Raw genomic sequence first — 14,716 nt, forward strand, 5'->3', positions numbered from 1 at the left:
CGCCAATTACGGCATACTTGTCTTGACGCTAAGGACACTAATTACACCATGAAATTTTCTGCTAAACAGTTTGACCTGCTCACCCACAAAACACCCTGTCTGGTAGTTGGCCTGTTCGAGGGCGCACTGACGCCGGCCGCCAAGGCCGTCGACGACGCCTGCGACGGTTTAGTCAGCGGCCTGATCAAACGTAAAGACATCACCGGCAAAAGTGGCCAAACCCTGCTATTGCCCAGCGTTACCGGGATGGGCGCCGAGCGACTGCTGCTGCTGGGACTGGGCAAAGCCAAGGAATTGAATGCAGACACCCTGCGCAAAGCCCTCGCCAAACTGGCCGAGACACTGAAGGGCCTGAACATTAAATCAACCAGTATCGCGCTGGATGGCATCGACAACCCAGACGCCAGCCATCAAGGTCGCATGGTAGCCGAGTGTGTTACCTGGGCTTGTTACTTGTACAACACCACCAAAGGTAAGAAACCCGACGCCCCCACACTGGCGGCAGTGGAGCTGCACGCAGCCGATAAAAAAGACAAAACCGCGAAGGATAAGGGCCTGACTGTCGGCGCCGCCATCGCCAGCGGCAGCAATGTCACGCGCGAGCTGGGCAACCTGCCCGCCAACGTGTGCACGCCCACCTATCTGGCAGAGCAGGCCAAAGCACTGGCCAAAGCTCACAAAAACCTAAAGACCACTGTCCTCGAAGCCGCCGACATGAAAAAACTCGGCATGGGTTCACTGCTGTCGGTGGCCGCTGGCTCGGATCAACCGCCCAAGCTCATTGTTATGGAATACAGCAACGGCAAAGCGGGCAGCAAACCCGTGGTCTTGGTAGGTAAAGGCGTGACCTTTGACACCGGCGGCATCAGCTTGAAGCCGGGCGAAGGCATGGATGAGATGAAGTACGACATGTGCGGCGCCGCCAGTGTCTTTGGCGCCCTGCACACAGCTCTGACCCTGGAGCTAAAGCTGAATCTGGTGTGCATTGTGCCAGCCACTGAAAATATGCCCAATGGCCGAGCCACCAAGCCCGGCGACGTAGTCACGTCAATGTCTGGCCAAACCATTGAAGTGCTCAACACCGACGCCGAAGGCCGCCTGATATTGTGCGATGCCCTCACCTACGCCGAGCGCTTCAAACCCAAAGCTGTGGTGGACGTCGCCACCCTTACCGGTGCCTGTGTAATTGCCTTGGGCCACCACGCCACCGCTGTCTATGCCAACCAACAGGCACTGGCAGACCAGTTATTAGCCGCCGGTACTGCCGCCGCCGACAAGGCCTGGCAAATGCCCCTCTGGGACGAGTACCAAAGCCAACTAGATTCCAACTTTGCCGACATCGCCAACATTGGCGGCCGCCCGGGTGGCAGCATCACTGCCGCTTGCTTCCTGTCGCGTTTCGCCAAAAACTACCACTGGGCGCATCTGGACATTGCCGGCACCGCCTGGAAATCCGGTGCCGCGAAAGGCGCCACTGGCCGCCCCGTGCCCCTGTTGGCGCAATTTTTAATGGATCAGGCCGGCAAATGACCAAAATCGACTTCCTGTCGAGCCAAGCTCCCGACGACGAGGCGCGCCTGCACCTCGCCTGTCGGGTGGCACAAAAAGCGCTGCGCAATGGCCAAAGGGTGCACATCGCCTGCCAGGATGCAGCTCAGGCACAGGCGCTGGACGACCTGCTGTGGACCTTTGACGCCGAGAGTTTTGTGCCCCACACACTGCTCGCCGACGACACCCAGACCGAGGCGCCGGTTACCCTGACCCACACCGAGCGCTGCAGCACACACCAACAGGTGCTCATCAATTTTTGCAGCCCCGTGCCCGCCTATTTTTCCAGCTTTGAGCGCTTGTTTGAGCTGGTCGTGCAAACACCTGCCGTTCTGGCCGGCACCCGGGCCAACTGGGCCTATTACAAAAGCCGAGGCTATCCGTTAGACTTCAAACCCATCTGAAGACAATTGGTTGGACGCATACATGGCCGAGCAGGATCAGCCAAAAACCAAAGCCGAATTACTGCGCGAACTGCAATCCATACAAAGCCTGTTAAATGAACAGGACAGCGACGCCTTCCCCGCCCAGGACGACGAAGACATTCCGCTGCTGGATGAATTTATTGAAACCGATGAGGTCGAATCACTGACAGAATCCGCGCCCGACGACGGCGCCTACGGCGAGGACGAGGCCCTAGCGGCAGACGCAGAGACACTGGACGCGCTGAACGCAGCCTACGCCGCCCTCACCGGCGATCTGGACGCCGGTATACCACAGGACACGCACCATGAGAAAACACCCAAGTCGGCTGAGCGGCCGCAGCACCAAGAGCAAGCAACTGCACGCGCAGATGCGCCACCGCACGCTCAACAAACAGGCCAAACGCGTGCGCATGCGTCGCCTGATGCTGAACCGCGTACACATGAGCCCGAAGATACCGACGATCTTGCGCCGGCCGCAGATCTGGGAGCCGGCTCAGGAATAGAAAAGCACACTGACCCCGCGGCCCCGGCGCCTCTGCCGGGCCAGCAGAGCTTGTTTGACCAGCCCGCCAAAAATGCCGCTGCACTGGCAGATGCCCCTGCCCTGCGTCCTGCCCAAGTCAAAAAAGCCTCTGGTGAAAACCCATTTTTGCCACAGCACATCCGCGAGCGGCTGCGCGGTAATCAGCCCTTGCCGAAGGCGGAGTTCAAGCAACCCAATACGCCGCCCGCGCACTTGGATCTGAACCCTTACGCCCAAACAGACACTGCCAAGCCTTCGATCACCGATCACGATGAACCGCCCATGGAGGCGCAGCCCGAGGCCTTGGTGGAGGGCGCAGCCAGCTCGATCGCCAAAGAGGAGCTTCTGGACCTGGTGGATGAACTGGTGGCAGACGCCCTGCCCGAACTGACCCAGCGCCTGCGCGAGCAGCTGCTCGCAAAACTGACCCAACAAGACCCAACAGAACACTGACCGTCCACGGTGCATCAGGTATAATCGCCGCTTTTGCCAGCCCCAGCCGGGGCCCAACGCGTTGAGAGCCAGATGGACAAGACTTACCAACCCGCCAACATCGAAACTCAGTGGTACCAGAAATGGGAATCCGAGGGCTACTTCAAACCCTCTGGTGAAGGTGACCCCTTCTGCATCATGATCCCGCCGCCCAATGTCACGGGCAGCTTGCACATGGGCCACGGCTTCCAGGAGTCCATCATGGACGCCCTGATTCGCTATAACCGCATGCTGGGCAAAAACACCCTCTGGCAAGTGGGCACCGACCACGCCGGCATCGCCACCCAAATGGTGGTTGAGCGATTGCTGGATGCCCAGGGCATTTCCCGCCACGATCTGGGGCGCGAGAAATTTCTGGAAAAGGTGTGGGAGTGGAAGGAGGAGTCCGGCGGCACCATCACCCGCCAGCTGCGGCGCTTAGGCGCCAGCCCCGATTGGTCGCGCGAGCGCTTCACCATGGACGACGGCTTTTACAAAGCCGTGCAGGAAGTATTTATTCAGCTCTACAAAGATGGCCTGATTTACCGCGGCAAGCGCCTGGTGAACTGGGACCCCAAGCTGCACACCGCCGTGTCTGACCTGGAAGTCATCAGCGAAGAAGAAAAGGGTTTTCTGTGGCACTTCCGCTACCCGTTAGCAGACGGCTCCGGCCATGTGGTTGTGGCCACCACCCGCCCGGAAACCATGCTGGGCGATACCGCCGTGGCCGTGCACCCGGAAGACGAGCGCTACAAAAAGCTCGTGGGTAAAATGATCAAATTACCGCTCACCGATCGCGAAATCCCCATCATTGCCGACGACTACGTCGACAAAGACTTCGGTACTGGCTGTGTGAAAATCACCCCAGCGCACGATTTTAACGACTACGAAATGGGCAAGCGCCACAATCTGCCCATCATCAACATCCTCACCGACGATGCCGATCTGAACGATGACGTGCCGGAGAAATACCGCGGCATGGAGCGCTTTGCTGCGCGCAAGCAAATCGTGGCGGATTTTGAAGCACTGGGGCTGCTGGAAAAAATCGACGATCACGTATTGAAAGTGCCCCGCGGCGATCGTACCGGCGTGGTGATCGAACCCTACCTCACCGATCAGTGGTACGTAAAAACCGCGCCGCTCGCTGAGCAAGCGATCAAAGCGGTGGAGGATGGCGACATCAAATTTGTACCGCAACAGTACGAAAACATGTACTTCTCCTGGATGCGCGATATTCAGGACTGGTGTATTTCGCGGCAGCTGTGGTGGGGCCACCGCATTCCCGCCTGGTACGACGCCGAAGGCAATATTTACGTGGGTCGCTCGGAAGCGGACGTGCGCGCGGAAAACAACATCGCCGACGACGTTACTCTGAAGCAAGACGACGACGTGCTCGACACCTGGTTTTCATCTGGGCTGTGGACCTTTGGCACCCTGGGCTGGCCGGAAAATACCGAAGAGTTGAAAACCTTCCACCCCACCGATGTACTGGTCACTGGCTTCGACATCATCTTCTTCTGGGTGGCGCGCATGATCATGCTGACGCTGCACTTCAGAAAGGAAATCCCCTTCCACACCGTGTATGTGCATGGCTTGGTGCGCGACAGCCAGGGCCAGAAAATGTCCAAGTCCAAGGGCAATGTGCTGGACCCCATTGATCTGATCGACGGCATCGATTTGGAATCACTGGTGGCCAAACGCACCGGTGGCCTCATGCAACCGCACCTGAAAGAAAAAATTGAAAAGCAAACCCGCAAGGAGTTCCCCGAGGGCATTAACGCCTACGGTACCGACGCACTGCGCTACACCTACTATTCGCTCGCCTCCACTGGCCGCGACATTAAATTTGATGTAGGGCGCATCGAAGGCTTCCGCAATTTCTGCAACAAAATTTGGAACGCCACCAACTATGTGCTGATGAACTGCGACGGTCACGATTGCGGGCAAGACGATGCGCAGGATAGCGCGAGTGTCGCGGGAGGCAGGACGCCGGAAGCGACCGACAGCACCGACTATGAGTTGTCACTGGCCGACAAGTGGATTGTTTCCAAACTGCAGCAGGCCGAGCAGGCCGTCAAAGATGGTATCGACAACTACCGCTTAGACCTCGCCTCCCAGGCACTGTACGACTTCATCTGGAACGAATACTGCGCCTGGTACCTGGAGCTTTCCAAGCCCGTACTCTGGGATGAAAATGCCAGCCCCGCGCAGAAGAAAGGCACTCGCCGCACCTTGATTCGCGTACTGGAGACCACCCTGCGATTAGCCCATCCGATGATGCCGTTTATCACCGAAGAAATCTGGCAAAAAGTCAAAGGCCTGGCCGGGCAATCAGGTGACACCATCATGCATGCGGCCTTCCCCTTAGCCGATGCATCCAAGATAGACCCACAGGCCATTGCCGATCTGGAGTGGATTCAAAAAGTAGTGGAATCGGTGCGCAACATTCGCGGTGAAATGAACATCAGCCCCGGCAAAGCTATTCCCCTGTTAGTACAAAATGCCGACGCCGATGAGCAACGTCGCATTGAGGAAAACCGCGCCTTTATCACCAAGCTGGCCAACTTGGACGCCATTACCTTACTCGGCATGGACGATGCCCCCCTGTCGGCGAAAGCCCTGGTGGGTAAAATGGAATTACTGGTACCGATGGCCGGCCTTATCGACAAAGATGCCGAACTCACGCGACTCGATAAGGCGCTGGAAAAGCTCGCCAAAGACATTCAAAAAACGGAAGGCAAGCTGAATAACCCCAAGTTTGTGGACAAAGCGCCGGAAGAGGTCGTGGCCAAAGAGCGAGACCACCTTGCCGCCCTACAAGAGCAAGCAGGCAAACTGCAGGAGCAGAAGGAAAAAATGGCTAGCCTGTGACTTTGGCCCGCTTGACCCGCTTACGCTCTGGTCCGACCAAGCACACAGTTATCCGGCACCGCGAGAAACGTTGAATTTGGGCATTGTTTGTGAGTACACCCGCATGGACGCGGGTGTAGCAACCAACCTGATCGCGTCACATGTACTCTCCCAGCGCAATATAACCCGAGCAGTCCCTCTCCCCTGCGTACCCCCCTCAGATTAACGGCACCTCATTGGCGCCACAATCGAATAATAACTGCTCCAGATTATCCAGCGCCCGCGCGACATCCTCGGGTGCGTATAGCGTAAGCGCCCTAGCCTGCAAGGTTAGTAAACCCACCGCTGTAGGGATCGAGTCCAGGGCTATGGCGCCCACCGATTGGGCTAGCGAGCGCGCATCACCTGGCTCAGTATTCGGGCAGTAGATGACACACTCATTGACGCTGCGGTGACATAACACCGCCTCCGACGCCAGCAAAAGTGAAATCCGGTAGTAGACTTCCAGCATGGCCCGATCCGCCACCTGGCTGCCAAAGCGCGTCTGCAGAAACTCAAGACCACTCACCGACACAGCTACCAAGCTAAGCGGGAACTCCGCCGTCTTGCTCGCACCCGACTCTCCAGCGCGCCGCAACATTCGCATAATGGCGCGCCGATTCGGTAACCGCGTAACGGGATCAATCATTGACAGCTCTTCACAGTAAACCGAGTAGCGGCGCACATCCTGCCAGCGGCGATAGGAAAAAACCGCAAACATCAACGACGTAAGTAGTGCCAGGGAAAATACTTCGTCCAGCTCCACATATTCGTAGCGGACCGCCCATGCCATTAGCTGTTCGGTAGCATCAAAAACGGCAAATACAATAAAGCTAAACACCGTCACACACAGGATGATCACTAACTCCCGCACAGTGCGCTTTACGATAGTCTTTTTCAGGTGGTCGATCACGCGACAGGCATACTCCGGATCAGATTAATAGCACGGAGCGCGCAATGCTTCGCCCGCCCTTGGAGACACGCGGCTTGCATGCTCTGGTTGCATCCTACCCGGTTTTCAAATCCTGTGAATCAACAGCGCTACCTATTTACCGCGCTAGCGTCGCAACCGGGCGTCCAGCTCATCGACGGTTTCAGCCCAATCTGCATCCAGCTCCACAGCCTCTTTGATGAACTTTGCCTGCGCGGGACTCCAAAAAATAGCGCGGTATAGCTCGCCGTCATCGTGTTTCAATCGGTGGGTGGCGATGAATTTTTCAATGGCTTCATCGCTATCTGGCATGCCCAGTTGTTGAAACAGCTCGCTCATAGGATGCGTGTGTTGAACTTCCATGGGTACCTCCGTGATTGTCGGTGGATGAACAGTGTAAGCATAGATCCCAACACCCGTATTGCCCAGTTGGCGACGGCCTTTTCCACCAAGCAAGCGGTGTTGGCTCACATCTGTGACAATCGCCGTCAGGCAATGTTCAATTCGCGAACGGCCAAAGTAACAAAAAGGCCCGCAAGCGGGCCTTTTTATGCACTTTTGACAAAACTGTGCAACCGAATTCAATTCGACGCCCTAAGCCGTTGGCACGACCACCTCTGGGCTAGTGTCCACTGTGCGATAGTCAGCGTTCAATCGGCGCAACAACACATAAAACAGTGGCGTGAAGAACAGACCAAAAAAGGTCACTCCCAGCATGCCGGAAAAGACCGCCACCCCCATCACACTGCGCATTTCCGCGCCGGCCCCCGTAGACAACACCATGGGCACTACTCCCATAATAAACGCAAAAGAGGTCATCAGGATGGGCCTTAGACGCATACGACTGGCGGTAATCGCGGCGCGCACTGTAGCCATGCCACGCAGCTCAAGCTCGCGTGCAAACTCAACAATAAGAATTGCATTTTTACTCGCCAGGCCCGCCAACACAAACAAGCTGATTTGGGTAAAAATATTGTTGTCGCCGCCCGTCAACCAAACGCCAAATAAAGCCGATAAAATAGATAAAGGCACAATAGTTATGACCACCAAGGGCAATGTCAGGCTTTCGTACTGGGCTGCCAATACTAAAAACACCAGCAGCAAACACAGCGGCAGTACAAACGCCGTAGTGTTACCAGCCAGCACTTCTTGGTAAGTCAGTTCCGTCCACTCAAAGTCAATGCCCGGCGGCAAATGCGCATTGAGTACCTCGACGATAGCGTCCTGCGCCTGACCGCTGGAATAGCCGGGCGCGGCATTACCGTTTAAATCCGCGGCCAGGTAGCCATTGTAATGCGCCGCGCTTTCCGGTCCGTAACTCTCTTGCAGCGACAATACAGAGCCCAGTGGCACCATCATGCCCTGTTGATTGCGCACTTTTAATTTGAGCGCATCACTGGGCGAGTCTCGGTATGGGGCGTCGGCTTGAGCAATCACCTGGTAGGTGCGCCCAAACTGGTTAAAGTCGTTCACGTAGAGTGAGCCCAGGTAAATCTGCAAAGTATCAAAAATCTCGCCGATGTTGAGCCCCAACTGCTTCGCCTTGGTGCGATCCACATCGGCATACAATTGCGGAACATTAATCTTGTAATTGGAGTAAACAGCAGCCAGCTCCGGACGCTGCCAGGCCTGCTGCTGAACTTGCTGTACGGCGTCGGCCAGCGCCTCGTAACCTAGGCCTGCCCGGTCTTCAATTTGCAGCTTAAACCCGCCAGTGGTACCCAACCCCATCACTGGCGGCGGCGGAAATACCGCGATAAAAGCTTCCGGAATAGCGGCAAATTTCATTTGCAATCGCTGCGCAATGGCCGCCGCCGACAAATCCGCATCGGTGCGCGCATCAAAGGACTCCAACGGCAAAAATACAATTCCGGCACTGGCACTATTGGTGAAGCCATTAATACTCAACCCTGGAAATTGCACTGCGTGGGCCACACCGGGTTCCGCCAGAGCAATCTCCCCCATTTCAGTAATGACCGCCTGGGTGCGCGCCAGTGTTGCGCCGTCGGGCAATTGCGCAAAACCAATTAAGTACTGCTTGTCCTGCGCGGGTACAAAGCCCTTGGGCAGGGCATTGAACTCCACCGCCGTCAGGGCTAACAACACCAAGTAGAGCCCAACTGCTAAGGCTTTACGCGATAGGATTGCGCTCACGCCATTGCCGTAGCCCAGGGATGCACGCCGGAAGAACTGATTAAAGCGCGCAAAAAAACCGCCTAAATATTTATCCTGAAAGCGCGTCAGAGCATCCTTCGGCGCATCGTGGGGTTTAAGTAGCAACGCCGCCAGCGCTGGACTCAAGGTCAATGAATTCACCGCCGAGATCACTGTAGAAATGGCGATAGTCAACGCAAACTGTTTGTAAAATTGCCCGGTTAAGCCACTGATAAATGCGATGGGCACAAAGACCGCCACCAAGGTCAAGGAAATGGCAATAATGGGGCCACTCACCTCTTGCATGGCTTTATAAGTTGCCGCCAATGGTGCCAATCCGTCCTCAATGTTGCGCTCGACGTTTTCCACCACCACGATCGCATCGTCCACCACAATACCAATCGCCAAAACTAAGCCAAACAGCGACAAGGTGTTAATGGAAAAACCAAACAGCCACATTAAGGCAAAAGTACCCACAATGGATACGGGTACTGCCAGCAGCGGAATAATCGATGCCCGCCAGGTTTGCAAAAAAACGATGACCACCAGCACTACCAGCAGCAGTGCTTCCAGCAGGGTTTTAACCACTGCGGTAATCGAGCTCTGCACAAACACCGTGGGGTCGTACACTATCTGGTAATCCACACCCTCGGGAAAGCGAGTTTTTAGTTCGGCCATGGTGGCACGAACGCTATTGGAAATATCGATGGCGTTTGCGCCCGGTGCTTGAAAAATCGGTATTGCCACCGCCTGTTGGTTGTCCAACATGGAATTCAAGCTAAACTCTGCAGCGCTCATCTCAATGCGCGCCACATCGCCCAGGCGGGTAATCTCGCCCTCGGCACCTGCGCGAATGATGATACCTGCAAACTCTTCCGGCGTGCTTAATCGGCCCTTGGCATTTATGGGCAACTGCACATCGACACCACCGCCAATGGGAGCTGCACCAATAATACCGGCAGCCACTTGCACATTTTGTTCGCGCACGGCGGCAATCACTTCATTGGCCGTTAAGCCGCGCTCGGCAATCTGCTCGGGGTTTAGCCATAAACGCATGGCGTAATCGCCCGAGCCAAATAGACGCACCATCCCCACGCCGGACACCTTAGCCAACTCGTCTTTGATATTGACCAGCGCATAGTTGCGCAGGTAAAGCGCATCGTAGCGATTGTCCGGCGAAGTTAGGTGTACCACCATGGTGAGATCGGGCGAGCTTTTGGTAACCGTCACGCCAGTTTGGCGCGTCACCTCGGGCAGGCGCGGCAGGGCACGCGACACGCGGTTTTGCACCATTTGCTGCGCCAAGTCTGGATCGGTACCGATTTTAAACGTGACGGTGAGTGTTAGCCGGCCGTCGGTGGTGGCCTGTGAAAACATGTACAACATGTTTTCGACACCGCTCATTTGCTCTTCCAAAGGCGTGGCCAATGTTTCTGCAATCACCTTGGGGTTGGCCCCAGGATAAGATGCATTAACCACCACCGAAGGCGGTGCCACTTCCGGGTATTCGGAGATGGGCAGCTGAAACATGGCAATTAGGCCGCCAATAAAAATCAGCAGCGAAATCACACCGGCAAAAATCGGCCGATCCACAAAGAAACGGGAAATATTCATGGTGTATAACCGGAATAAAATAGAATCAGAGGTTGCAAATTGCTCGCTGATCAGCCAGCAATATAGCGTTTCATTGCGGGCCCTTGCCAAGCACGGGCCCCACAGACAATCGCCTTAGCTATAAGACAGGCACGCCCACCAACTCGGTACTTATCACCGGGTTAACAGGCGTATTGGGCCGAACGTGCGACAAGCCGTTGACGATAATCCGATCTCCCGGCGCCAAGCCTGCCTTCACCACGCGCGCACTGCCCTGTAAGTCGCCCATTTGCACTTCGCGATACTGAGCCAGATTCTGCTCGTCCACCACCAAGACAAACTTTTTGCTTTGATTGGTGCCGATGGCACGCTCTGGCACCAACAAAGCATCGTGCAATTGAGGCGCACCCAAACGCAGCTTTACAAACATCCCAGGCGTGAGAGCGCCATCGCGATTTTCGAAAAGCGCGCGCGCACGAATAGTGCCGCTATTGCTGTCGAGCTGATTGTCAAAGGATGCAATTTGCCCTTGATAGGTCACCGAGGCATCGCTGGCCAAGGTCATTTCGACAGGCATCTCCGCCGGTTCGGCAGTCTTGCGAACAAAGCGAATATAGCTGGCTTCGTCCACGTGAAATTCGGCATAGAGCGAATCACTCGACACCACTGTGGCCAGCACCGGCGCCGAGGGCCCGGCATCCACTACATTGCCCTGAGTCAATTCTGCCCGACTAATACGACCAGCAATTGGCGCACGTATGTGCGCATAAGCCAGATTAAGCTCGGCCTGCTGCAATTCCGCCTGCGCCTGTAAGACCGCAGCTTGGGCCACCTGATGATTACTGTGCGCGGCGTCATACACGCTTTGGGCTACCAGGTTTTGTCTCACCAGGCGCTCGCTGCGAGCCAGCTCATCGGCCGCCAACTGCGCGCGTGATTTGGCGGTGGCCAACTGAGCCTCGGCCTGCTGGCGCCGCGCCGCGTGCGGGCGCGGATCTATCACAAACAGCAATTGCCCTTGCGAAACCTGCTGACCGTCTTCGAACATAACCTGCTCTATACGGCCGCCCACCAACGGTTTAATGGCCACACTTTGCACCGCCGAGAGGCGCCCAGAGTAGGACTCCCAATCGCGCACGGCCACTGGCGCTAGTTCAATCACTTCAACCGTGGGCGGCGGAGGTGGCGTATTGGCGGTCCCGGCATCTACTGGCTGACTCACATAAGCCACACTCGCCGCCATCGCCACCACCGCAACCGCCAGGCCATAGCGAATAGATTGGACATCCAACATCGTTGATACGCGCATTACTCCTCCCAGCTCACATAGAGCCTTTTACTCCAAGATGCCGCGAATAATACATACCGGTCGGTATGCTAGTCAACACACTCTCTATTTCTGTTTGCGATAAGGCCCGACCTACTAGCTATAACCAGTAGTTACTACAATTTTATGGCCTAGCGTAGGACTTGCCATTCATACCTATATGACGATAATGTGAACAAACCACTTGGTACGTCTATCTTGGTCGCTCCAGGACATACCCAGTGGTACAATGACGCAAATCAAACTTGAGCCCCACTATGACAGCCGCCCAGACCCGCACCCTGCTACTCGAAACCGCACTGGACCTCATCTGGAACAGTAATTACAGCGCAGTGGGCGTCAACGAGATTTGCAAACAGGCAGGCGTCACCAAGGGCAGCTTTTACCACCACTTTGAATCCAAAGCCGAGCTGTTCTGCGAGGCCACCAATCACTACTGGGATGCACTAAAACAAGACCTGGACGCCATTCTCTCCCCCATGCACAGCCCCCTGGAGCAGCTGAACCGCTGGATTGCATTTCTGTACGACCGAAAAATTGGCGACGACCCAGAACACCTGCCTGGCTGCCCGTTTTTTGCAGCGGGCACGCAAGTGGGCTGCGGGGAATCAAAGGTGGTGAGTTCCATGCAAAACATGTCGGAGCGCTGCGCCAAGTACAATTTGGCACTGATTCAGAATCTGGAACAGCAGGGTTACCTCGACGGCCAGATTACCGCCGACCAAGCGGCGCGCCTGCTACAGCACTACATTCAGGGCGCCTTTAACCACGCTCGCATAACCCGCGATATCGACAACATCAAGCGGGATTTGCCCATAGGCATTTACCGAGTCATTGGACTAAAACCCGAACACTGGCAGACAGGCCAATAACTGCCGGCGGCTACCGCCTCAGTCATCACCCAAGCTCGCAACAGTCCAAACAACAAATGGCGCGAGCCTCTCGCTGCGAGACATTTGCCACACCGACTCGATCCTTACATCCGATTATTTCACTAAGCCAGTTTCGCGCCGTTGGGCACGGGCTGGTCGGGCACCGCCAATATGACGCCGCCATCCTCGCGATGAAAGCCTGTCACTAGACATTCAGACATCATTGGCCCAATTTGTTTTGGCGGAAAGTTCACCACCGCCACAACCTGCTTACCCAGAAGCGAATTACTATCGTAGTAGTCGGTTATTTGTGCGCTGGATTTACGCACGCCGATGGCCGCACCAAAATCCACATGCAATTTAAACGCAGGCTTACGCGCCTCGGGAAAATCCTCCACCTGAATCACTGTTCCAACACAAAGTTGAACTTTCTCAAAATCCTGCCAAGAAATTGTTGTCATCTAACCGCCTCACCAAAGCTTGGACCATTCGCACGGCGCGCTGGCCACGTTCTTTGGCGAGTGTAGTGGCACACACAGGCAATGCCAAGCCGGGCGCTCAACTCAGCAACCAGAACGAGTCGTCAACCGGCACAGTTGCCGCTCGCGTGATGCAAACGCCGAACATAAAAAAAGGCCGGACAGTGCCGGCCTTTCATTACTTAAAACTCAGCGCTATCAGAACTTCGCGCGCACACCGAAGGTGTAGCGACGATCAGACTCTTGAATCTGCCAAGTGGTACCGGTCACGCTCTGGTTAACCGTTGGGCTACCGGTAAGGTTAACCACATTGAACACCAGGCCGACGTTGTCGTTGATATCCCAGTTAGCCGCCAAATCCCACTGCGACAGATCGTCGCGATAGGAGTTACCCATAGTTGGGTCGTCGGCAGAAGGATCAACCAGCTCGCCCACTACCGCCACACGCTTCTCTTGGGTGGTATCCAGGAATTTATCGCGGAAGGTGTAAGCCAAACGCACACCAAAGCCTTGATACTCCCAGAACAATTGCGCATTGAACGTGTTCTCGGAAATATCTTCCAAAGGCACGCCATCCGGATCTTCACTGTCGGCATAGGTGTAGTTGGTATTTACACCCAAACCGGACCAGGGCCCCGGCAGGAAGTCAAAGCTGTGCTGATAGGCCAACTCAAAGCCTTGCACCTTACCGTTCTCACCATTGGTTTTAGTGGTAGTGATAATGCCTCGACGCCCATCGGCAGACAGCTGATCAAACTCCGCCTGAGAGGACGCAAACTCGATATTGGGTGTGTGACCCGTCGCCGAATCGCGAATACAAATATTCTGGTAAATCGTGGTGTTCTGTTGCGCCAATGCATCGGCATCATAAGCACAGAACAGCTCCTCTTTCAGGAAAGAGGCCACGTCTTTATAGAATACTGCCGCCGAAACATAATTACCCCGGCCGAAATAGTGCTCCAAAGACAAGTCATACTGCGTAGCGCGGTAGGGCTCCAAACCTGGGTTACCCCGAGTGGCCGTCACGCGGTCAGAGTTGAAAATGTACGTGGGACTCAGCTCAGTGAAATCGGGACGGCGCATAACTTCAGCGGCGGCAAAGCGCAACAGCGTCTCTTCCGACACGTGATAGGTGGCGTTCAGGCTCGGCAGGAAATCCGAGTAGCTTTGGCTGTCGTACACCAAGGCTGTACCGTCGGCGTTATAAGCCGTTGAACTGATATCGGTTGTCACATAGCGACCACCCAAAATCACCTGAACAGTGTCGAAGTCCAGCTCCGCCTGAATGTAAGCAGCGGACGTATCTTCGTCAATTTGCGCGTAATAGCTCTTGTTTTCGGTGAGGTTGTCTCGCAGGCTGCCAGTGGATTCGAAGTTAGTGCCCGCCAACAATTGCTGTACCATCAGGAAGGTCTGATCCGCATCTTGCAATAGCTTGCCGTCGTACACGGTGAAGTTTCTCAAACCGTTGGCACCTGAAAAACCGTTGTGCTCAAACGCATCG

Annotated in this window: 11 protein-coding genes; 5 read left to right on the plus strand and 6 right to left on the minus strand. The window is 55.6% G+C overall.

The window, feature by feature from the left end:
• Positions 1 to 48 precede the first annotated feature (48 nt).
• The 4 genes from ACW8F6_RS10690 to ACW8F6_RS10705 all read left to right on the plus strand — a co-directional run bounded on the left by ACW8F6_RS10690 (position 49) and on the right by ACW8F6_RS10705 (position 5,838).
• Entirely contained in the window at positions 49 to 1,530 is a 1,482-nt protein-coding gene (locus ACW8F6_RS10690; protein WP_491575855.1) for a leucyl aminopeptidase, read from the plus strand.
• Complete coding sequence (locus ACW8F6_RS10695) at positions 1,527 to 1,952, plus strand: DNA polymerase III subunit chi (RefSeq protein ID WP_491575856.1); 426 nt, start codon at positions 1,527 to 1,529, stop codon at positions 1,950 to 1,952. Before ACW8F6_RS10690 ends, ACW8F6_RS10695 begins: the two co-directional genes overlap by 4 nt.
• Positions 1,953 to 1,974: 22 nt before the next feature.
• The gene (locus ACW8F6_RS10700) at positions 1,975 to 2,949 is read left to right on the plus strand and encodes a hypothetical protein (protein WP_491575857.1); all 975 of its coding nucleotides are present in this window, start codon (positions 1,975 to 1,977) and stop codon (positions 2,947 to 2,949) included.
• Positions 2,950 to 3,021: 72 nt separating this feature from the next.
• Entirely contained in the window at positions 3,022 to 5,838 is a 2,817-nt protein-coding gene (locus ACW8F6_RS10705) for a valine--tRNA ligase (protein ID WP_491575858.1), read from the plus strand.
• A 196-nt stretch (positions 5,839 to 6,034) separates the two neighbouring features.
• On the opposite strand, the gene ACW8F6_RS10710 is transcribed toward ACW8F6_RS10705, so the two are convergent.
• The 4 genes from ACW8F6_RS10710 to ACW8F6_RS10725 all read right to left on the minus strand — a co-directional run bounded on the left by ACW8F6_RS10710 (position 6,035) and on the right by ACW8F6_RS10725 (position 11,843).
• On the minus strand, positions 6,035 to 6,769 hold the full coding sequence (locus ACW8F6_RS10710) for a diguanylate cyclase domain-containing protein (RefSeq protein WP_491575859.1): 735 nt from the start codon (positions 6,767 to 6,769) through the stop codon (positions 6,035 to 6,037).
• Positions 6,770 to 6,913: 144 nt separating this feature from the next.
• Positions 6,914 to 7,150, minus strand: coding sequence for a DUF2789 domain-containing protein (locus ACW8F6_RS10715; protein WP_491575860.1), 237 nt, complete (start codon positions 7,148 to 7,150; stop codon positions 6,914 to 6,916).
• Between the two features lie 231 nt (positions 7,151 to 7,381).
• On the minus strand, positions 7,382 to 10,555 hold the full coding sequence (locus ACW8F6_RS10720; protein ID WP_491575861.1) for an efflux RND transporter permease subunit: 3,174 nt from the start codon (positions 10,553 to 10,555) through the stop codon (positions 7,382 to 7,384).
• A gap of 118 nt (positions 10,556 to 10,673) precedes the next feature.
• Entirely contained in the window at positions 10,674 to 11,843 is a 1,170-nt protein-coding gene (locus tag ACW8F6_RS10725; protein WP_491575862.1) for an efflux RND transporter periplasmic adaptor subunit, read from the minus strand.
• 275 nt (positions 11,844 to 12,118) lie between these two features.
• Between ACW8F6_RS10725 and ACW8F6_RS10730 the strand changes: the two genes are divergently transcribed.
• On the plus strand, positions 12,119 to 12,733 hold the full coding sequence (locus ACW8F6_RS10730) for a TetR/AcrR family transcriptional regulator (protein ID WP_491575863.1): 615 nt from the start codon (positions 12,119 to 12,121) through the stop codon (positions 12,731 to 12,733).
• Between the two features lie 122 nt (positions 12,734 to 12,855).
• Here the strand turns inward: ACW8F6_RS10730 and ACW8F6_RS10735 are convergent, their stop codons facing one another.
• The gene (locus tag ACW8F6_RS10735; RefSeq protein ID WP_491575864.1) at positions 12,856 to 13,194 is read right to left on the minus strand and encodes a tRNA-binding protein; all 339 of its coding nucleotides are present in this window, start codon (positions 13,192 to 13,194) and stop codon (positions 12,856 to 12,858) included.
• Positions 13,195 to 13,410: 216 nt separating this feature from the next.
• Positions 13,411 to 14,716: TonB-dependent receptor (locus ACW8F6_RS10740; protein WP_491575865.1), on the minus strand; the 1,306-nt coding region annotated here is incomplete at its 5' end.

The organism is Simiduia sp., from assembly GCF_058345725.1.